The organism is Nonomuraea sp. NPDC049158 (genome assembly GCF_040648335.1).
Lineage (GTDB): Bacteria > Actinomycetota > Actinomycetes > Streptosporangiales > Streptosporangiaceae > Nonomuraea.
On record NZ_JBEZDM010000031.1, the window covers coordinates 93094 to 112925 of the forward strand.

The 19832-nt window shown below is 70.1% G+C and carries 23 protein-coding genes; 16 read left to right on the plus strand and 7 right to left on the minus strand.

Annotated elements, in window-relative coordinates:
• Positions 1-91 precede the first annotated feature (91 nt).
• The gene (locus tag AB0B61_RS43780; protein WP_225291274.1) at positions 92-301 is read left to right on the plus strand and encodes a ubiquitin-like protein Pup; all 210 of its coding nucleotides are present in this window, start codon (positions 92-94) and stop codon (positions 299-301) included.
• 146 nt (positions 302-447) lie between these two features.
• Positions 448-807 carry an endonuclease domain-containing protein gene (locus AB0B61_RS43785; RefSeq protein ID WP_358445585.1) on the plus strand — a complete coding sequence of 120 codons (360 nt, stop codon included), beginning with the start codon at positions 448-450 and terminating at the stop codon, positions 805-807.
• On the opposite strand, the gene AB0B61_RS43790 is transcribed toward AB0B61_RS43785, so the two are convergent.
• The 5 genes from AB0B61_RS43790 to AB0B61_RS43810 all read right to left on the minus strand — a co-directional run bounded on the left by AB0B61_RS43790 (position 783) and on the right by AB0B61_RS43810 (position 6203).
• Positions 783-1841: a DNA polymerase IV gene (locus AB0B61_RS43790; protein ID WP_358445588.1), complete on the minus strand. Its 1059-nt coding sequence runs from the start codon at positions 1839-1841 to the stop codon at positions 783-785. The two genes, AB0B61_RS43785 and AB0B61_RS43790, sit on opposite strands and share 25 nt — an antisense overlap.
• A gap of 127 nt (positions 1842-1968) precedes the next feature.
• Positions 1969-3006, minus strand: a complete 1038-nt coding sequence (locus AB0B61_RS43795; RefSeq protein WP_358445591.1) for an ABC transporter ATP-binding protein — start codon at positions 3004-3006, stop codon at positions 1969-1971.
• Complete coding sequence (locus tag AB0B61_RS43800; protein WP_358445594.1) at positions 3003-3821, minus strand: carbohydrate ABC transporter permease; 819 nt, start codon at positions 3819-3821, stop codon at positions 3003-3005. The genes AB0B61_RS43795 and AB0B61_RS43800 overlap by 4 nt, the downstream gene beginning before the upstream one ends.
• On the minus strand, positions 3818-4714 hold the full coding sequence (locus tag AB0B61_RS43805; RefSeq protein ID WP_358445597.1) for a sugar ABC transporter permease: 897 nt from the start codon (positions 4712-4714) through the stop codon (positions 3818-3820). The genes AB0B61_RS43800 and AB0B61_RS43805 overlap by 4 nt, the downstream gene beginning before the upstream one ends.
• 124 nt (positions 4715-4838) lie before the next feature.
• A complete protein-coding gene (locus AB0B61_RS43810; protein WP_358445599.1) occupies positions 4839-6203 on the minus strand; it encodes an extracellular solute-binding protein in 1365 nt (454 codons plus the stop codon).
• Between the two features lie 205 nt (positions 6204-6408).
• Between AB0B61_RS43810 and prcB the strand changes: the two genes are divergently transcribed.
• The 6 genes from prcB (at position 6409) to AB0B61_RS43840 (ending at position 12374) form a co-directional block, all read left to right on the plus strand.
• Entirely contained in the window at positions 6409-7224 is an 816-nt protein-coding gene (gene prcB / locus AB0B61_RS43815; RefSeq protein WP_358445657.1) for a proteasome subunit beta, read from the plus strand.
• 20 nt (positions 7225-7244) lie between these two features.
• Complete coding sequence (gene prcA / locus AB0B61_RS43820; RefSeq protein ID WP_358445660.1) at positions 7245-8045, plus strand: proteasome subunit alpha; 801 nt, start codon at positions 7245-7247, stop codon at positions 8043-8045.
• A 287-nt stretch (positions 8046-8332) separates the two neighbouring features.
• On the plus strand, positions 8333-8860 hold the full coding sequence (locus tag AB0B61_RS43825) for a hypothetical protein (RefSeq protein ID WP_358445602.1): 528 nt from the start codon (positions 8333-8335) through the stop codon (positions 8858-8860).
• Between the two features lie 163 nt (positions 8861-9023).
• A complete protein-coding gene (pafA, locus tag AB0B61_RS43830) occupies positions 9024-10382 on the plus strand; it encodes a Pup--protein ligase (protein ID WP_357649547.1) in 1359 nt (452 codons plus the stop codon).
• 74 nt (positions 10383-10456) lie between these two features.
• Positions 10457-11398: an FKBP-type peptidyl-prolyl cis-trans isomerase gene (locus tag AB0B61_RS43835; protein ID WP_358445605.1), complete on the plus strand. Its 942-nt coding sequence runs from the start codon at positions 10457-10459 to the stop codon at positions 11396-11398.
• Between the two features lie 79 nt (positions 11399-11477).
• The gene (locus tag AB0B61_RS43840; protein WP_358445607.1) at positions 11478-12374 is read left to right on the plus strand and encodes an FKBP-type peptidyl-prolyl cis-trans isomerase; all 897 of its coding nucleotides are present in this window, start codon (positions 11478-11480) and stop codon (positions 12372-12374) included.
• Between the two features lie 59 nt (positions 12375-12433).
• Here the strand turns inward: AB0B61_RS43840 and AB0B61_RS43845 are convergent, their stop codons facing one another.
• The gene (locus tag AB0B61_RS43845) at positions 12434-13216 is read right to left on the minus strand and encodes a GNAT family N-acetyltransferase (RefSeq protein WP_358445610.1); all 783 of its coding nucleotides are present in this window, start codon (positions 13214-13216) and stop codon (positions 12434-12436) included.
• A gap of 128 nt (positions 13217-13344) precedes the next feature.
• Between AB0B61_RS43845 and AB0B61_RS43850 the strand changes: the two genes are divergently transcribed.
• Positions 13345-13986 carry a helix-turn-helix domain-containing protein gene (locus tag AB0B61_RS43850; protein ID WP_358445613.1) on the plus strand — a complete coding sequence of 214 codons (642 nt, stop codon included), beginning with the start codon at positions 13345-13347 and terminating at the stop codon, positions 13984-13986.
• Positions 13987-14019: 33 nt separating this feature from the next.
• Entirely contained in the window at positions 14020-14499 is a 480-nt protein-coding gene (locus tag AB0B61_RS43855) for a DUF3291 domain-containing protein (RefSeq protein ID WP_358445615.1), read from the plus strand.
• On the opposite strand, the gene AB0B61_RS43860 is transcribed toward AB0B61_RS43855, so the two are convergent.
• The gene (locus AB0B61_RS43860; RefSeq protein ID WP_358445618.1) at positions 14445-15542 is read right to left on the minus strand and encodes a DUF3866 family protein; all 1098 of its coding nucleotides are present in this window, start codon (positions 15540-15542) and stop codon (positions 14445-14447) included. The two genes, AB0B61_RS43855 and AB0B61_RS43860, sit on opposite strands and share 55 nt — an antisense overlap.
• Positions 15543-15581: 39 nt before the next feature.
• Between AB0B61_RS43860 and AB0B61_RS43865 the strand changes: the two genes are divergently transcribed.
• Genes AB0B61_RS43865 through AB0B61_RS43890 form a run of 6 tightly spaced genes read left to right on the plus strand, consistent with a single transcriptional unit; the run spans position 15582 to position 19832 of the window.
• Complete coding sequence (locus AB0B61_RS43865) at positions 15582-16532, plus strand: WYL domain-containing protein (protein WP_358445620.1); 951 nt, start codon at positions 15582-15584, stop codon at positions 16530-16532.
• On the plus strand, positions 16529-17494 hold the full coding sequence (locus AB0B61_RS43870; protein ID WP_358445623.1) for a WYL domain-containing protein: 966 nt from the start codon (positions 16529-16531) through the stop codon (positions 17492-17494). Before AB0B61_RS43865 ends, AB0B61_RS43870 begins: the two co-directional genes overlap by 4 nt.
• Positions 17491-17691 (plus strand): hypothetical protein, encoded by a 201-nt coding sequence (locus tag AB0B61_RS43875; protein WP_358445626.1) that lies wholly within the window; start codon positions 17491-17493, stop codon positions 17689-17691. The genes AB0B61_RS43870 and AB0B61_RS43875 overlap by 4 nt, the downstream gene beginning before the upstream one ends.
• 28 nt (positions 17692-17719) lie before the next feature.
• Positions 17720-18040: a Sec-independent protein translocase subunit TatA gene (gene tatA, locus AB0B61_RS43880; RefSeq protein ID WP_358445628.1), complete on the plus strand. Its 321-nt coding sequence runs from the start codon at positions 17720-17722 to the stop codon at positions 18038-18040.
• A gap of 33 nt (positions 18041-18073) precedes the next feature.
• Positions 18074-18928: a twin-arginine translocase subunit TatC gene (gene tatC, locus AB0B61_RS43885; protein WP_358445631.1), complete on the plus strand. Its 855-nt coding sequence runs from the start codon at positions 18074-18076 to the stop codon at positions 18926-18928.
• Between the two features lie 16 nt (positions 18929-18944).
• Entirely contained in the window at positions 18945-19832 is an 888-nt protein-coding gene (locus tag AB0B61_RS43890; RefSeq protein WP_358445634.1) for a YegS/Rv2252/BmrU family lipid kinase, read from the plus strand.

Consider the following 19832-nt stretch of genomic DNA (forward strand, 5'->3'; position numbering starts at 1 on the left):
GGCAAGATCGCGGGGCCTTGGGCGCGAAATGTCGCCCGGTTCGGGGAAGATATGCCTAGAGAGCAGTCCCCCAAGCGGAGGTAGGTAGGACATGGCAAGCAAGGACACGGGTGGCCAGAAGCAGGCCGGTCGGCGCGAGAGCGAGGTCGAGGAGACCGAGGCTTCGGCGGCGCCGGATGTGCAGGAGCGCCAGGAGAAGCTGACCGACGATGTCGACGCAATTCTGGACGAAATCGACGAAGTTCTCGAAGAGAACGCAGAGGAATTCGTGCGCTCTTACGTGCAAAAGGGCGGAGAGTAGGGCAAATCGGACATCAAAATCGGGAGAAATGGGGTGGAAACGCCTGAGGGAATGAAGTGGTGCCCGGACTGTAAGGAGGCGAAGGAGGTTTCTGAGTTCGGGCTGAACAAGCGACTGAGCGACGGGCTTGCGCGGTACTGCAAGAGTTGCTTCCGGGTGCGGTCCACTCAGAGTTAGCGCAAGCGTCGTGGCGAGCAAGGCAGGATGTCGAGCGCATGGTGGTCGATCAGTACGGATTGTGCGTGGTCTGCTGGGACCGTTCGCCCGAGCATGTCGATCACTGTCACCGCACGGGGGATGTGCGCTACGCGCTCTGCCTGCCGTGCAACACCGGCATCGGCCAGTTCAGGGACGATCCGGGTGTGGCGTGGCGGGCGTTGGCCTACATCGAGGCGACGGTCGAGTGGCAGGACATCGAGGATGTGTCTGAGGAGGAGATCCAGGAGTTCATCCGCGCCGACGAGGCAATGCGGTCCGAGTTCTATGAGCGAGCGGTCCGGGTCTGATCCGGTGGGGCGTATTCGACGGCCACGCCGAGGAGGCGGACCGGCCGGTTGAGGTCGAAGCGGTCGAGCACGGTGAGGGCGGCGCGGGACAGCTCGGCCGCGTCTGTGGTGGGTGAGGGGAGCTTCGACTGGCGGCTGCGGGTGAGGAAGGGCACGAATCGCACCTTTACCGAGACACGGACGATCGACCGTCCCGCGGCGGTCGCGTCTGAGGCGACCTGTCGGGCCAGCGTGGCTATGTGGGTGGATATTTCGGTTCTGTCGGTGAGGTCGTGCGGGAAGGTGATCTCGCGGCTGTGGCCGCGGGCGACCCAGGGAGTGGTGACGACCTCGGCTTCGCCCTTGCCGAGGGCGAGATAGCGATACCAGGGACCGTTGGTGGGGCCGAAGCGGCGGGCCAGGTCGGCGGGGTCGGCGGCGGCGAGTTGGGCGACCGTGTCGAGTCCCAGGCCGGCCAGTTTTTTGGCGGTCTTGGTGCCGATGCCCCAGAGCGCGTCGGTGGGCCGGTCGTTCATGATCTCGGCCCAGTTGTCGCCGGTGAGGCGGTAGATCCCGGCGGGTTTGGCGAAGGCGGAGGCGAGTTTGGCCTGGTGCTTGTTGTCGCCGATGCCGACGGAGCAGGACAGGGCGGTTTCGGTCAGGACGGCCTGCTGGAGGGCGGTGGCCAGCGCCTCGGGGTCGTCGGTCCTGGCTCCGATGAACGCCTCGTCCCAGCCCCAGATCTCCACCAGGACGGGAAACCCGCGCAGCGTGGCCATGACGCGTTCGGACGCGGCCTCGTAGGCGGGCGGGTCGCTGGGCAGGAAGACGGCGTCGGGGCAGCGTCTGAGCGCGGTGCGGAGCGGCATGCCGGAGTGGACGCCGTGTTCGCGGGCTTCGTAGGTGGCGGTGGCGGCGACGGTGCGCGGCTGGGTGGGATCGCCGGAGCCGCCGACCACGACGGGTCTGCCGCGGAGTTCGGGGTGGCGCAGGATCTCGACGGCGGCGATGAACTGGTCGAGGTCGACGTGCAGGACCCAGTCCCTGGTGGACATGTCTCTCAGGGTAAAACGTGCAGCACCCAGTCCCTGGTGGACGCGTCTCTCAGACGGCCCCAGTCCCTGGTCGACGCGTCTCTCAGAGTTAGGACGTGCGGGACTCAGACCCCGGTGGACGCCTCTCTCAGAGTAGGCGGCCGTCGCGGTAGAGGAGGGAGCGGCGGGGGAGTGCCCAGGCGGGGGTGCCGACGGGAGGTTCGTCGCCTTCGGGGACGACGGCCTGGATGAGGGTGTCGTCCGTCTCGAGGGTGACCAGGGTGCTGGTGCCGAGGTTCTCCAGGACGGAGACGGTGCCGGGGAAGGCGTCGGGGCGGGCTTGGAGCAGGAGTTCCAGATATTCGGGCCGCGCTCCGTACACGAGATCCCCGTCGGCGATGCCCGCGGGGGCGGGGAGGGTGGCGCCGGCGACGTGGAGGGTGCCGGAGGTGATGTGGCCGGGCAGCAGGTTCATGGGGGTGGAGCCGATGAAGGCGGCCACGAAGGGGGTGGCGGGGCGCTGGAACACCTCGGCGGGGGTGCCGACCTGGATCATCCGGCCGTGGGACATGACGGCGATGCGGTCGGCCAGGGCGAGGGCTTCGGCCTGGTCGTGGGTGACGAAGACGGTGGTGACGGCGAGTTCGCGCTGCAGGCGTTTGAGGAAGGTGCGGGCTTCGAGGCGGAGCCGGGCGTCGAGGTTGGACAGGGGCTCGTCGAACAGGAACGCGGTGGGGCGGCAGGCGATGGCGCGGGCGAGCGCGACGCGTTGCTGCTGGCCGCCGGACAGCTGGGCGGGGCGGCGGTGGAGGAGGCCGGGCAGGCTGAGGCGCCGGGCGACCTCGGCGGCTCTGGTGGCGCGTTCCGGGCGGGGGACCTTCTTGATGCGCAGGGGGTAGGCGATGTTGTCGGCGACGGTCATGTGGGGGAAGAGGGCGTAGTCCTGGAAGACCATGGCGACGTCGCGGCGGCCTGGCGGCAGCGTGGTGACGTCGATGGCGTTGATGTGCACGCTGCCGGAGGTGGGGGTCTCCAGGCCGGCGATGGTGCGCAGGAGGGTGGTCTTGCCGCAGCCCGACGGGCCGAGCAGAGCGAAGAACTCGCCGTCGGCGATGGTGAGGTCGAGACCGTCGAGGGCGCGCACTCCGCCGGGGAACACCTTGGTGAGGCCGTGCAGCGAGATCACCGTTTGATCCCTCCGTGGAAGCGGAAGCCGTACCGCTGGGAGACGAACAGGTACATCGCCACGACCGGGAGCGAGTAGAGCAGCGAGAAGGTGGAGATGAGCTCGAGTCTGGGCGAGCCGCCCTCGGTGTAGAGGGTGTAGAGGATCACCGAGCCGGGGGCCTTGGCGGGGTCGCGCAGCAGGATGAACTGGAACAGGAATCCGCCCCACACGCTGGCCAGCGCCCAGACGGCGATGGTGGCCAGGCCGGGCCGCACCAGCGGGATCACGATGTGCCGCAGGATCTGCAGGGATGAGGCGCCGAAGACGCGCGCCGACTCCTCGTAGGTGGTCGGCGTCTCGTCCATGAAGTCCTTGAGGATGAAGATCGCGGCAGGCAGCAGGCCGCCGGAGACGACGAGGATGACGCCGAGGTGGGTGTCGATGAGGTCGAGTCTGGTGGCGAGTTCGAAGATGGGCACCATGGCGGCGGTGCCGGTGACGACGGACGACAGCAGCAGGAGCAGATAGAGCAGCACGTCGCGGCCGGGGACGCGGACCCTGGACAGGGCGTAGGCGGCGAGGGCGGCCAGGACGACGACGAGCGCGGCGGCGCCGCCGCCCTGGATGAGGGAGTTGCGGATGGAGCCGAGCGCGTAGGGGTTGTCCAGGATGGCGGCGAAGTTGCGCAGGGTGAAGTCCGGGATGGAGGTGGTGATCGCCGGGCTGGCGTCGAAGGGCGCGCTGGCCAGCCAGAGCATGGGCAGCGCGAAGAAGGCCAGGACGACGGCGATGAACACGGTGGCGGCGAGCCGTCCGATGGTGTGCCGGATCATGCCGGTGGCCTTGCCGCCGCGCGGCGCCGGCCGCGCAGCAGCCGCAGGTACGCCAGGGCGAAGACGAGGTTGATGAGCAGGATGAGGAAGGACACGGCGGCGCCCACGCCGAGTTCGCCGCCTTTGAGGGCGATGTTGTAGACGTAGACGGGCAGGATCTCCGAGCGTCCTTCCGGCCCGCCGCCGGTGAGGACGAACGGGGTGAAGTCGTTGAACGTCCAGAGGCTGATCAGCAGCAGGTTCGTCAGTACGTGCCGCCTGATGAGCGGGAAGACGACGTCGCGCAGCTGCTGCGGCACGGAGGCGCCGGCCAGGCGGGCGGTCTCGAGGTGTGAGGGTGGCACGTTCTCCAGCGCTGCGGCGTACAGCATCATCGAGAAGGCGGTGCCGCGCCAGATGTTGAAGACGATGATGGACGGCAGCGGGTAGTCCAGCAGCCAGCCCAGGCCGGGCGTGCGCAGGAGCGCGTTGAGCGTGCCGTCGTCGCGGTCGAGCAGGGCGAACCAGAGGAAGCCGACGACCGTGCTGGGCAGGATCCACGACAGCAGTACGACGCCTTCGACGGCCCGTCGTAGCGGCCCGCGGCGGGTGCGCAGCAGCCAGGCGAGGGTGAAGCCGAGCCCGGCCTGGCCGAGGACGGCCGAGCCGCCGACGTAGACGACGGTGAGCCACAGCGAGCTGAGGAAGCGCGGGTCGGTCAGGGTGGTGGTGTAGTTGTCCAGGCCGACGACCTGGGGATCGGCGGCGGCCAGGCCGGTGAGGCGATAGTCGGTGAGCCCGAGGTAGATCGTCCAGAGGGCGGGGAAGACGAGGAAGACGCCGATGAGGACGAGGGCGGGCAGGACGAACCCGGCCGCCCTGGCCCTGCCCAGCCCCGCCGCGTCAGCGTTCATGGCGACCCTTCGGATCGCGGTTCGGTCGCTGGGATCCTGTGCCTTCCCTCGTCTCTCCGGTCGCTTCGCTCCCTGCGTTCCTCAGTCCAGGCACAGGCGCTCCCTCACGGTTCATGGCGCTCTCTCACCCGGTGACGTGGTCCGCGCCGCCGACCAGGCCCTCCAGTTCGGTCTGGTACGTGGTGGCCGCCTCGTCGGCGCTCTTGCCGCTGACGATCGCCGCGGTGGCCTCCTGCAGGGCGACGGAGACCTGCGGGTAGACGGCGAGGCCGGGGCGGTAGGCGGTGATGGGCAGCACCTTGTCGGCGATGTACTTCAGCATCGGGTCGGCGGTGAGGACCTCGCTGTTGACATCGCCGCGGGAGCTGATCCGGGCTTGCCCGGCCAGCTGTGACTTGGTGGCCGCGGCGGAGTGCATGAACGCGAGCAGTTCCCAGGCCAGCCTGGGGTTCTTGGAGAACGGGTTCAGCACGCGTACGGCGCCGCCCGACATGCTGGCGAAGTCCTGGCCGCGGATGGCGCCGCCGGGGTTCTCGGCGGGGATCTCGGCGTAGCCGACGGCCGAGTCGCGGTCCGCCATGGGGGCGACCCCGGTCTTCGGCTCGATGACGGATCGCCAGAAGTAGTCGCTCTCGGCCAGAATGCCGATCTTGCCGGCGGCGAACTGGGCGAAGGACTTGTCGCGGCCCTTGGCCTCCTGCTGCAGTTTGGGGTCGCTGAGCCCGGAGGTGTAGAGCCGCTGGTAGAAGCCGAGGACGTCCTTCATGGCCCGGGTGGCGCCGGTCCACTTGCCGTCGGCGTAGATCTCGGATCCGGCGGCGGCCAGGAGGGGGAGTACGCCCTGCATGGTGGTGGCCTCGCCCATCGCGGTGCCGGCGTTGATCTGGATGGGGTTGGGCACGCCGGCGGCCTTCAGCCTGGCGCCGGCCGTCAGGATCTCCTCCCAGTTCGTCGGCTGCCACGGGTCGGGCAGGCCGGCCTTCTTGAACAGGGTCTTGTTGTAGAACAGGACGCGGCCGTCGGTGCCCTGGGGCAGGCCGTACTTCTTGCCGTCGAAGACGCCGAGCCCCTGTACGGCCTGGGGGATCTGCGACCAGCCCTCCCAGGAGTCGACAGCGGGCCCGCCCACCTCGACGAGCGGCTTGATGTAGCCGGCCTGGGCGAACTCGCCGACCCAGATGCCGTCGAGGTCGATGATGTCGGCTCCGGCCTTGGACTTGAGGTCGAGCGCGATCATGGTCTTGTACTGCTCGTCGTCGACGCCGCTGGGCTGGAAGAGCACCTTGACGTCGTGGTGGGTCCGCTCGAAGCCGGGGATGACCCACCGCTTGATCCAGTCGGCGGACTCGGCGTTCTTGCCGCCGGAGATGGAGTTGGCGGCGATGACGAGGGTGACGTCCGCCCCTCCGGCGGGCGCGCCGGTCCCGCAGGAGCTGAGTGCCACGATGGCGAGGGCCGCGATCACCGCAGGTCGGCTGGGGAGCCGCATGTCGGCCTCCTGTTCAGGACGTGCAGACATACCGACAGTCGCACGGCCTCTTCTGGGCGTAAAGAAACGATCTGGTGACCGGTTCGCCGTGGGCTGATCGTGGGAAGTGCAGACAGCGACGCAACATGAGTAGGGTCCCCTTTAGGGACAGTGACGTTTGGGAGGGAGTCGCGTGGCATCGCACAGGGATCTGCCCGTCGGCTTGATGGACCAGCTTTTCCACAACACCGGAAGTTCCTCGTTCACCGAGTTCGTCGGTTCGCGCGCACCAGGGCTGCTTCCGGTGCGTGGTGAGATTCTGGCCACGCCGATCGGCGACCAGGTTCCGCACGCGACCACGATCGTCGCCGCCACGTTCGCGGGTGGCGTGGTCATGGCGGGCGACCGGCGGGCGACGTCCGGCAACATCATTTCTCAGCGTGACGTGGAGAAGGTGTTCAGGACCGACGATTATTCGTGCATGGGCATCGCCGGCACGGCCAGCACGGGCATCGAGATGGCCAGGCTCTACCGGGTCGAGCTGGAGCACTACGAGAAGCTGGAGGGCCGCACGCTATCGGTCAACGGCAAGGCCAACCGGCTGGCCGCGATGATCCGCGGCAATCTCGGCATGGCGATGCAGGGGCTGGTGGTGGTGCCGCTGTTCGCCGCCTATGACGCCGAGCGCGACGGCGGGCGGATCTTCAGCTACGACGTGGCGGGCGGCCCCTACGAGCGTGACCGGTTCGACGCGATCGGCTCCGGCTCGATCTTCGCGCGGGGGGCGTTGAAGAAGCTCTACCGCGATGGGGCGTCGGCGGACGACACGGTGATGGCGTTGATCCAGGCGCTGTACGACGCGGCGGACGACGATTCGGCCACCGGCGGGCCCGATGTGACGCGGAAGATCTGGCCGATCGTCTCGGTGATCGACGCCGACGGTTTCCGCCGGCTGTCGGACGACGAGGTGGCCGGCTACGTCGAGCAGATGCTCGAACTGCGCCTCATCTCCCCTGACGGCCCCATCGCCCCGCTGCGCTAGAAAGGACCCCATCCGTGTCCATGCCTTTTGGATATGCGTCCCCTGAGCAGATCATGCGGGACAAGGCCGACTACGCGCGCAAAGGCATCGCGCGGGGCCGCAGCGTCGTCGTGCTGCAGTACGAGGACGGCATCCTGTTCGTCGCGCCCAACCCGTCGCGGGCGCTGCACAAGGTCAGTGAGATCTACGACCGCATCGGGTTCGCGGCGGTGGGCCGTTACAACGAGTTCGAGGAGCTCCGGCTGGGCGGCATCCGCTACGCCGACATCAACGGTTACACCTACGACCGCTCCGATGTGACGGGTCGCGGGCTGGCCAACCTCTACGCCTCCAACCTGGGCCGCATCTTCACCGAGTCGATCAAGTCGCTCGAGGTGGAGGTCGTGGTGGCCGAGGTGGGCGACACGCCGGAGGGTGACGCGATCTACCGGCTGACGTTCGACGGGTCCGTCTTCGACGAGCACGGCTTCGCGGCGATGGGCGGTCAGGCGGAGGCGGTGGCGACGCGGCTGAAGGAGGGCTACCGGGAGGCCATGCCGCTGGCCGCCGCGCTGGAGGTGGCGCTGACGGCGCTCACGGAGCCCGGTGGGGAGCGTCCGCCGGTGGGGCAGCTTGAGGTGGCGGTGCTGGACCGCAACCGCGAGCACCGCAAGTTCCAGCGGCTGGCGGGGCCGCGCCTGGAGCGTCTCCTCGCCGCCGCCCCGCCCACCGCCACTCCGCCCGCCGCCGGCGGCTCTCCGCTCGAATCCGACGCCGGCTCCGACACGCCACCCCCGACCGGCCCTGAGGGCGACGTCGACGACGGCTCGCCGCCGCTCTAGGCCTCGCCTCCGGGCATGCGGCCGGTCATGGCCGCCGCTCCGGTTGTGCGCGGCTCGGGTGCTCTGATCTCGTCCTGCTCGGGCGGGCGTTCTTCGCCCGTCCGAGCTTTTTTGCCGCACAGGGCCGGTGTCCGCCCAGCTGGACAGCGGGCCGGTCGCCGTCGCGAGCGCCCAGCTGACAGCGGGCCGGTCGTCACTACTAGACGGCCCGCGAGCCCTGGGGGAGTGTGACCTGGTTCACACGTATTTGGGCGAACCGCCGAGCGGGAACGAGGATCTCAGAAGGCGTGAAGAACCCAATGCGTACCCTCCTCGCGGGCGCCGCCGCCGCGACCGTCGTCCTCACGGCCGCCACCGCCGCGAACGCCGCCACCACGGGCTTGCCCAAGTTCAAGGCGCCCAAGACCTTCGGCACGACCTTCCAGGCCGACCCGAAGCACGACTTCACCAAGCACATCTCCCCTCGCCACGACGGCATCCTGCGCGGCCTGATCACGCACCTCAGCGGCGACACCGCCGAGTACACGCCGGTCAAGTGGAAGAAGGGCACCATGACGGAGGGGCAGTTCGTCACCCCGCCCGAGGGTGACTCTATGGCCTACTCCTCGCGGATCGCCAAGAACGTGGTGTTCCTTTCGGCATTCGGCTGCAAGGTGGCCGAAGGCGACCTCACGGTCGGCAAGAAGGACGCGCTCGGCGCCAAGCGCTGCTCGCGGTCCGTCCTGATCAAGCGGCACAAGAGCAACGCCCACCCGTCGCTGATCACCGTCTACAAGGGCGAGATCGTCCAGGTCCAGGAGATCTACACCCCCTGACGCCCCAAGCGGCCGTACGAGCGGAAAAGACGCCACTGAGCTGGGGATCCCCCCGAGGGATGACCATCCGGCGGGGGCCGCCTCGCGAGACGGACGAGAGCGCGCGAGGGAAACACGGGGAAGATCCCTCCCGCTTGACGATCCGTGGGCATAGTGTGAGGTGATGGATCGTCGCATCTTCGGGCTGGAGAACGAGTACGGCGTGACCTGCACGTTCAGGGGACAGCGCAGGCTGTCCCCCGACGAGGTCGCGCGCTACCTGTTCCGGCGGGTCGTGTCCTGGGGCCGATCGAGCAACGTCTTCCTCCGCAACGGCGCACGTCTTTACCTCGACGTGGGCAGCCATCCTGAATACGCAACACCCGAGTGTGACAACGTCATCGAACTCGTCACCCACGACAAGGCCGGCGAGCGCATCCTCGAGGGACTCCTCGTCGACGCCGAGAAGCGGCTGCGCGAAGAGGGCATCGCCGGTGACATCTACCTCTTCAAGAACAACACCGACTCCGCGGGAAACTCCTACGGCTGTCACGAGAACTACCTGGTCGGCAGGCACGGCGAGTTCGGCAGGCTGGCCGACGTACTGATCCCGTTCCTGGTCACCCGGCAGATCATCTGCGGCGCGGGCAAGGTGCTGCAGACGCCGCGCGGCGCGGTCTACTGCGTGTCGCAGCGGGCCGAGCACATCTGGGAAGGCGTCTCCTCGGCGACGACCCGCTCCAGGCCGATCATCAACACGCGAGACGAGCCGCACGCCGACGCCGAGCGGTTCCGCCGCCTGCACGTCATCGTCGGCGACTCGAACATGAGCGAGGCCACCATGCTGCTCAAGGTCGGCGCCACCGACCTGGTGCTGCGCATGATCGAGGCGGGCACGGTGATGCGCGACCTGTCGCTGGAGAACCCGATCAGGGCCATCCGCGAGGTGTCGCACGACATGACCGGGCGGCGCCGGGTGCGGCTGGCCAACGGCCGTGAGGCGTCGAGCCTGGAGATCCAGCAGGAATACCTGTCCAAGGCCAAGGACTTCGTCGACCGGCGGGGCGGCGACCCGATCGCCCGCCGGGTGCTGGAGCTGTGGGAGCGGACGCTGCACGCGGTCGAGACCGGCAACCTCGACCTGGTGGCGCGCGAGATCGACTGGGTGACGAAATACCAGCTCATCGAGCGTTACCGCAAGAAGTACGACCTGCCGCTGTCGTCGCCGAGGGTGGCGCAGCTCGACCTGGCCTACCACGACGTGCACCGCAAGCGCGGCCTGTTCTACCTGCTGCAGAAGCGCGGCTCGGTGGAGCGGGTGGCCTCGGACCTGAAGATCTTCGAGGCCAAGTCGGTGCCGCCGCAGACGACCAGGGCACGGTTGCGGGGCGAGTTCATCCGCAAGGCGCAGGAGAAGCGGCGCGACTTCACCGTCGACTGGGTGCATCTCAAGCTGAACGACCAGGCGCAGCGCACGGTGCTGTGCAAGGACCCGTTCCGCAGCGTCGACGAGCGAGTGGACAAGCTCATCGCTGGAATGTAGCAACTGGTTTACCCCGGCCCTACTTCGATGTCGGATAGGGTGACGCGAATCTGACGTCTTTCCGAGGGAAATCCATGCGCCGCGCTCTGGCCGCTCTGGCCGCCGTGCCTTTGATCTTCTTCGCCGCCGCGTGCGGCGGCTCCGACTCGGGTGCCAACGGGGCCGCCGCCACCGCGAGCAGCGCTCCGGGCAAGGTGCAGGTCACCGGCAATGTGGGCGCCAAGCCCACGGTGACCTTCCCCGCCGGCTCGCCCGCCACCAAGTCCTCGTACGAGGTGCTGACCCCTGGCACGGGCCCGCAGGTGAAGAGCGGCGACAAGATCATCATCAACCTGACCGTCTACAACTGGGACGGCAAGCAGAACGCCTTCCAAGGCTCCTCCTACGACTCCAAGGCGCCGGAGACCATCGCGGTCGACCAGCAGCTGCCGCAGGTGCTGCAGGACGGCTTCGCCAAGGTCAAGCACGGCGGCCGGGTGCTGGCCGTGCTGGCCGCCGACGCCGCTCAGCAGGCGCAGCCGAACCAGGTGCCGCAGCCGACGAAGGTGTTCGTCGTGGACGTGGTCGGGGCGCCGCCCGCGGCGCTGAAGGCGGCCACCGGCAAGGAGGTCGGCGAGAGCATCAAGGGCGTCAAGGTCGTCAACCCGGGCGGTGACAAGGCGCCCGAGCTGACCACCAAGACCAAGGACAAGCCGTCCAAGGACCTCGTGGTCAAGACCGTGATCCAGGGCACCGGCGCGAAGGTCAAGCAGGGCCAGACCGTGGTCGCCCACTACACGGGCAAGATCTGGGGCACCGACAAGGTGTTCGACTCCAGCTGGACCAAGGGTGAGCCGGCCTCGTTCCCGCTCGCGAACGTGATCCAGGGCTGGCAGAAGGGCCTGGCCGGGGTTCCGGTCGGCAGCCGGGTCGTGATGAGCATCCCGCCGGACCTCGGCTACGGCAAGCAGGAGCAGAACGGCATCCCGGCCAACAGCACCCTGGTGTTCGTGGTGGACGTTCTGTCGGCTTACTGACGGGTGATCTGATAACGCGGTAGCATCTCCGGGCCCGGCGACGACACCGTCGCCGGGCCGCCCGCTCGGGAGGGGTCCGATGCGCCGCCGTACCGTCGTGCTGCTGTTACCGCTGGTCATGCTGGCGGCCTGCACCGGCACCGAGACGGGCGATCCGGAGCTGAAGGTGGGCGGCCGGTTCGGCGCCAAGCCGACGATCGTCTTCCCGGCCGGCAAGCCGGCGGCGGGGCTGCAGGTCGACCAGCTCGCCGAGGGCAAGGGCGCGCCGCTGGGCAAGGACGACGTGGCGATCGTCCAGTACACCGCGCACGTCTGGGACGGCGGGGAGAACCGGCTCGTCGACTCCAGCTTCAACCGCGGCGCCCCCGCCGCCTTCCCGGTCGGCCGGCTGATGCCCGGCCTGGACCTGGCGTTGCGGGGCCGCAAGGTGGGCAGCAGGGTGATCGCCGCCATCCCGCCGGCCGACGGCTTCGGCGCGAACCCCCCGCAGGGGGTCGGCTCGGGCGACGACCTGTTCTACGTGATCGACATCCTCGGCGCGTACCCGAAGAACGCCTCGGTCAAGGGGCGGGGCGGGTCGCTGGCGGGCGTACGGGTGACCGGCGGCGCCCGGCCGGGGCTCTCGGTGCCCGCGAGCGCGCCACCCCGCCGCTTCACCGCCAAGGTGCTGACCAAGGGGACGGGCCGCCGGACGCGGGCGGGGCAGCTGCTGGTCACCCAGTACGAGGGGGCCATCTGGGGGCAACGGCGGATCTTCGACGCCACCTGGAGCACTGGGCAGCCGAAGGCGTTCACGATCGGCGACGGCAGCGTGATCAAGGGCTGGGACCGGGCGCTGGCGGGCGTCCCGGTCGGCAGCCGCGTGCTGATGATCGTCCCACCCGCCTACGGGTACGGGCCCACGGGCCAGCCCGCCTTCGGCATCCGCGCCGCCGACACGCTGGTCTTCGTGGTGGACGTCCTGGCCGCCTACTGAGACGTCCTGGCGGTCTGCTGTGACGGTCCTGGCCGGGTGCTGGAGCGAACGGGACGGGTTCAGGGCGTCCAGACGTACGGCGTGGTCGTGGTCACCGTGTGGAAGCCCAGACGCCCCAGGATCGGCCGGCTGTCGTCCGAGGCGTCCACCTGGAGATAATCCACCCCGGCCGCCACGGCGAGCTGGGCGCGCCGGGCGACCAGGGCGCGGTAGATGCCGCGGCCGCGCCACTCCGGCAGCGTGGAGCCGCCCCAGAGCCCGGCGAAGCCGGTGCCCGGCATGTGCACCAGCCAGGCGGCCGAGACGACCCGGCCGTCCGCCTCGGCCACCAGTACGGCGATGCCGCCCGGATCGGCCGTGACCCGCTGGATCAGGTCCTCGCCCAGCCAGCTCCAGTCCTCGCCCCAGACGGCGGACTCCATGGCGGCGATCGCCCGCAGGTCGGCGTCGGCGGTGACCTGCCGGATGGACACGCCGGCGGTCAGGGGCGGCGCGTCCAGCATCTCCTTGGCGACGCCGACCAGCACCGTCTCCCGTTCCTCCGGCGCGAATCCCGCGCGGACGAGCCGATCCGGCAGGTCGGCGGGCAGGTCGTGGGCGCGGGTCTTCCACTCCACGGCCTCGCCGCGGGCCGCGAAGTGGTCGCGCTGGCGGGCGATCAGCTCATCCAGCCGGGCGCCTTCGACACCGAGCACGGGCGGACCCTCGACGAAGCCGCGGAACCTGCCGGTGACGCGCAGCAGCGGGCCGTCCATCTCGTACACGAGCCCGTCGGCGGGGTGCTCGGGGACGCGCAACCTGGTGCGTTCGTAGGCGGCGAGAAGGGGGGAGGGTTCACTCACGGGGAGAAGCCTAGGGGGTGCGGCCTCTGATGGAGAGCACGGTGCGGTCCGCGGTGGAGAGCGCGGTGCGGTCCGCGGTGGAGAGCGCGGTGCGGTCCGCGGTGGAGAGGGGCGCCTAGACTCCCGCTGTGAGCGATGACGACCTCGAGGCCCTGGCGCTGCTGCACGATCCGGTGCGGCGCAGCCTGTACGAGGCCGTGGCGCGTAGCGGCGGCGACCTGGGCCGGGGAGAGGCGGCCGAGCTCACCGGGGTGTCCAGGACGCTGGCCGGGCACCACCTGGACAAGCTCGTCGACGCCGGGCTGCTGGAGAGCGCCTTCAGGCAGCAGGAGAAGAAGGGGCCCGGCAGCGGGCGGCCCGCGAAGGTCTACCGCAGGGCCGGGGGAGAGCGGTCGGTGAGTCTGCCGCCGCGCGACTACGCGGCGCTGGCCTCGGTGCTGGCCGAGGTCGTCGACTCGCTCGGCGCCGAGGAGGCGGCCGAGAAGGCGGCGCGCGCGGCGGGGGAGCGGCTGGGCCGGGGGCGGCGTGAGCCCGTCGAGGCGGTGCTGCGTGAGCGGGGTTACGAGCCCTACGCCGACGGCGGCACGCTGCGGATGCGCAACTGCCCCTTCCACGTGCTGAGCCGCGAGCAGCCGCTGCTCGTGTGCTCCATGAACCTGGCCCTGTGCCAGGGGGTGCTCGAAGGGCTCGGCGACGATCCCGGGCGTGCCCGGCTGGATCCGCGGCCCGGCGAGTGCTGTGTGACCCTTTCTAAAACAAAAGTAGATTGACATAGAAGAGGTAGGGGTGGTGTGCTGAGCGTCATGCATCTAGCCGAGCTGAACATCGCCCACATGCGCGCCCCGATCGACAGCCCCGAGCTCGCCGAGTTCGTCGCCGCGCTGGAGCCCATCAACACCCTCGCCGACGGCTATCCCGGATTCGTGTGGCGGATGAAAGAGAGCGACGAGGATCCCACCGCGACCCTCACCCACGAGTACGGCGACCACCTGCTGCTCAACTTCTCGGTGTGGGAGTCGCTCGACTCACTGTGGAACTACGTCTACCGCAGCGCCCATCTGGACGTGCTGCGCCGCCGCAGGGAGTGGTTCCTGCGGATGGCCGAGCCGTACATGGTGATGTGGTGGATCCCCGAGGGTCACATCCCGACCCTCGCCGAGGGCATGCGGCGCCTGGAACGCCTCAAGGCCGAGGGACCCAGCCCTGAGGCGTTCACGTACAAGGACTCCTACGACAGCAGCGAGGCCGCGCACCTGCCCGCCGCGGCCGAGGCCAGGAAGTAGGCCAGATCCTCCTCCAGGGGCCGGCCCATCGTCGAGAGCCTGACCGGCGAGTCGCGCAGCGCCTCGTGCAGGCCGCCGATCGGCACGGGCACCAGCTCGTGCCGGACGGCGAGCAGCTCGGCCTGGTCCCTGACCCGCTCCCCGAACTCGCCGGGCAGCAGCGGCACCGCCACCCGCGCCGGAGCCAGCGCGACGCGGCCGTAGGCGGTCAGCGAGTGGTGCGAGACGCCGAGGTGGCGCTCGCGCAGGTCGCCCTCGCTCACCCGCAGCGCCGCCACCGGGCGGCCGCGCAGCACCGCGGCGGCGTTGACCGCCTCACCCGCCGAGACGCCCGAGAAGCCCCACCGCGTGCCCGTGCCGAGGTTGCCGGGTCCCTGTGTGACGATCGCCACGTCGGCCTCCAGCACGTGCCTGGCGGCCAGCAGGCCGGTGTGGACGGTCACCGCCTCGACGTCGCCGCCGAACGCCTGTCCCACCGTCACCACCCCGGCCAGCCAGCCGATCTCCCGCAACGTCGCGCAGGCCATCGAGAACCAGGCGGGCAGCGCGCCGCCGTCCTGCATCACGTAGGCGACGCGTACGCCCGGGCGCGCCTCGTACAGGCCGCACAGGATCGGCGCCAGGGCCGAGTGCAGATCGGCGACCACCACCGGCATGCCGTCGACCGAGTCGGCCTCGCGCAGAATCTCGTGGAAGGGCGAGTCCTGCTCGTCGGCGCCGAGCACGGTGGCCTGCAACGGGGTGTAGCGGGCCTTCACCAGGTGCCCGGGTCCTCGCGGATCTTCCGGTAAACGGTTCGGGACTGCCACCACCATGGCGTAACCTCCCGTACCGAGACCCATCGCGAGTGCCGTCGTGTTGAGCAGGACCTCGTCGCCGGGTTCCGGATGGCCCACCAGGAGCGGATAGGCCAGTGCCCGGTACGTCCCGCCGGGTTCGACGCCCGGCTGGTGGTCCCCTCCGGAGACGGCGACGTCCAGTTCCATGGCTCCCGGCCACTCGCGCCGGATCCGCACGACCTCGCCCTTGCGCCATCTGATCACTCGGGCAGGGTAGCGTCGTTGAAGGAGGAGTGAGGCAGGATGTCGCGCCGCAAGACCGAGCGATTGCTGAACCTGGTGATCTGCCTGCTCGCCACCCGCCGCCCTTTGTCGGCCGAGCAGATTCGCCAGGCCGTCCCCGGCTATGACCGCGACGGCGACGAGGCGTTCCAGCGGATGTTCGAGCGCGACAAGAACGAGCTGCGCGAGATCGGCATCCCCATCGACGTGGTGCGCGACCCGTGGGAGGACGAGCCCGGCTACCGCATCGAGCGCCAGTCCTACGAGCTGCCGGAGATCACCCTGGAGGCCGACGAGGCCGCCGTGCTCGGCCTGGCCGCGCAGGTGTGGCAGCGCGCCAGCCTCGCCGAGGCCGCCTCCGGGGCGCTGCTCAAGCTGCGCGCGGGCGGCGTGGCCACCGACGAGACCATCGGCGCCGGGGCGCTGGAGCTGCGCCTCGACACCCGCGACCCGGCCTTCCCCGCGCTGTGGGACGCCGTACGCGACCGCCGCCTGGTGCGCTTCGACTACCGCAGCGCCGGCAGCGAGAGCGTGCGCAGCCGCACGGTCGAGCCCTGGGGCGTGGTCAGCCGCCGGGGCCGCTGGTACCTCGCCGGGTTCGACCGCGGCCGGGACGCGCCGCGCGCCTTCCGGCTCAGCCGCATCACCGGGCAGGTCGCCACCGTCGGCCGGCCTGGCTCGGTCGAGGTGCCGCCCGGCGTCGACCTGCGGGCCATGGTCGGCTTCCCCGAGGAGCCGGTCGAGGGGCGCACGGCGGTCATCCGCGTACGGGAGGGCGCCTGCGAGGGGCTGCGGCAGCTGTCCACGGCCGTGCGCGCGGGCTCGGACGGGTGGGACGAGGTCGAGCTGGGCTTCACCGACCCCGAACGGCTGGCCGGCTGGATGGCCAGCCTGGGCGCCGACGTCGAGGTGGTCGAGCCGCCCGACGCCCGCGAGGCCGTCATCCGCCGACTGAAGGGAGCGCTGGCGTGAGTGGATCCGCCGACCGGCTGCCGAGGCTGCTCGCGCTCGTGCCGTACCTGATGTCGCACCCGGGCGCGCAGCTCGGCGAGGTGGCCGGGGTGTTCGGGCTGAGTGAGAAGCAGCTCATCGACGACCTGCAGCTGGTGTGGATGTGCGGGCTGCCGGGGCACACGCCCGGCGACCTGATCGACGTGTCGTGGGACGGCGGCGAGATCCTCATCGACAACGCCGACACCATCGCCCGGCCGCTGCGGCTGGGCATCGACGAGGCCAGCGCGCTGCTGGTCGCGCTGCGCATGCTCGCCGCCATGCCGGAGCTGGCCGAGGTGCCCGGCGACGCGCTGCCCCGGGTGGTCGCCAAGCTGGAGCGGGCCGCCGGCGAGGGCGCGGCGGCCGTCAGCAGCCAGGTCGCGGTCGACGTCGACGCCACCCCCGACGCGCTGCTGCGGGTGCGCGAGGGGCTGACCAGGAGGCGCCGCCTGTCGCTGCGCTACTACGTGCCGGGCCGCGACGAGGTGACGCCGCGCGAGGTCGACCCCATGCGGCTGGTCGTCGTCGACGGCCGCACCTACCTGGAGTGCTGGTGCTACCGGGCCGAGGCGATGCGGCTGTTCCGGCTCGACCGGATGCTCGGCGTCGAGGTGCTCGAGGTGGCCGCCGACCCGCCCGCCGAGGCCGAGCCGATCGACGTGGCCAAGGGCGTGTTCCGGCCCTCGCCCACCGACGAGCTGGTCGAGCTGGAGGTGACCGCCGCCGGGCGCTGGGTGGCCGAGTACTACCCGTGCGAGGAGGTCACCGAGCTGGGCGAGGGGCGGCTGCGGGTGGCGCTGCGGGCCCGCGACGAGGACTGGCTGCTCAAGCTGGCGCTGCGCCTGGGCGACACCGGCCGGGTGCTCTCGCCGCCCGCGATGGCCGAGCGGGTGCGGGAGGAGGCCGAACGGGCCCTGAGCCGCTACGCTCACCGGACATGACCTGGATCTTCGTGGCGGCCGGGCTCGGCGTCGCCGGGCTGGCCGCGCTGGCGGTCGCGGGTGTACGACTCCTGTCCGCCGCGCGTAGTCTGAGCAGTGAAGTAGCCGAGGCGCGGGCGCAGCTCGAGCCGCGGCAGGCCAGATTGCGGCACCGGGGGGATGAGACCAACCCTCCGGCAGCGTACGATCGTGGCTGAAACAGCACTCGCTCAAAAAGGACGTTTCATGGGAAACCTCGGACCCACTGAGCTTCTGATCATTGCCGGCGTGCTCGTCCTGCTGTTCGGTGCTAAGAAGCTGCCGGAGATGGCCAGGGGCCTCGGCAGGTCGATGCGCATCTTCAAGTCGGAGACGGCCAAGCTGCGCGAAGACGACTACGACGACCGGCCTTCCACGGTCGAGACGGTGGCGCAGACGCCCGCCCAGCCGCAGCCCGCGCCTCCGCAGCCCCTCCACGCGGCGCCCGCGCTGTCGGTGGAGGAGCAGGCTCGCCAGTTGGAGGAGCAGGCGGCCAAGCTGCGTGCCAGCGCCGACAAGAAAGCCTGACCCTGCCCCTCCTCGCACTCCTGGGACTGCTAGATGGCGCTGCTCAAGAAGTCGAGCGGAGAAGGTTCGGCCCGCGATCCCGAGGGCCGCATGCCGCTCATGGATCACCTGCGGGAGCTGCGTAACCGGCTGCTCATCGCGACGATCGCGGTGGTCGTCGGCATCGTCATCGGCTGGATCTTCTTCGACCCCGTGTGGGCGATCCTCAAGGCCCCCTACTGCGACACCATCCAGTCGCAGCAACTTGTCAAGGGCCACTGCAGCCTGACCTACAGCGGCATCTTCCAGTCGTTCTTCATCACGCTGAAGGTGTCGGCGATGGTCGGCCTGGTGCTGGCCTCGCCGGTCTGGCTCCACCAGATCTGGGCGTTCGTCACGCCCGCGCTCTATCGCGCCGAGAAGCGCTACACGGTCGTGTTCCTGCTCCTGGCGATCCCGCTGTTCGCCCTGGGCGCGGTGCTGGCCTACGTCATCATGCACACCAGCCTGGGCTTCCTGCTGGGCTTCTCGCTCGACGACACGGTCGCCACCATCGGGATCGACGACTATCTCGACTACGTCCTGATCATGATCGCCATCTTCGGGATATCGTTCGAGCTGCCGCTCTTCCTGGTGTTCCTCAACGTCATCGGGGCACTGTCGCACGCGACGGTGGCCAAGCACCGGCGCATGGTCATCTTCATCATGTTCGTGTTCGGCGCGGTGATCACGCCGGGTGGCGATCCGTTCGCGATGATGGCCCTGGCCGCACCCATGATCGTCCTGTTCGCGGCGGCCGAGTTGTTCATGTACGTGCGCGAGCGGCGACTGCCCGCCGGCGAGAACTTCTCCCACCTGTCCGACGACGAGGCATCACCCCTGGAACAGGATTCCGAAGTGGACCGATAGGCGATAAATTCCGGGCGTGGCCCCTCAACTCGTCCTGCTCGTCAACCCCGCCGCCCGAGGCGGCCGGACGGTGCGCCTGCTCGGACCCGTGGCCCGGCGCCTGCGCGCGGGCGGCGCCGAGGTGTCGGTGATCGTCGGTGACAGCGCGGCCGACGCGCTGGAGCGCGCCTGCGCCGCCGTGGCCGAGCGCCCGGACGCCCTGGTGGCCTTCGGCGGCGACGGCCTGGTCCACCTGGCCGTGCAGGCCGTCGCCGGGACGGACGTGCCGCTCGGCATCATCCCGGCGGGTACCGGCAACGACATCGCCACCGCCCTGGGCGTGCCGCGCAAGGACCCGATCGCGGCGGCCCGTACGGTGCTGCGCGGCCGCTCCCGCCTGGTCGACGCCGCCCGCGTCCGCGCGGGCCGGGCCGAGGAGCTGTTCGCCGGGGTGGTGTGCTGCGGGTTCGACTCCCGGGTGAACGAGCGGGCCAACGGGCTCACCTGGCCGCCGGGGATGGCCAGATACCTGCTGGCCACCGTCCAGGAGCTGCGGCGCTTCCGGCCGATACCCTTCCGCGTCACCTTCGACGACGGCGAGCCGATCGAGCGGGAGGCCATGCTGGTCGCGGTGGGCAACACCTCCTCCTACGGCGCCGGGATGCGGGTCTGCCCCGATGCCCGGCCCGACGACGGGCTGCTCGACGTCATGATCCTGGAGGCGGTGTCGACGGCCGAGTTCGTCCGGGTGTTCCCGAGCGTCTACCGGGGCTCGCACGTCTCTCACCAGGCCGTGTCCGTCAGGCGGGTGCGGAGCGTCCGGCTGGAGGCGCCCGACGTGGTGGCCTACGCCGATGGGGAGCGGATCGGGCCGAGCCCCATCACGTGCGAGATCCAGCCAGGGGCGCTGCGGGTCATCACCTGA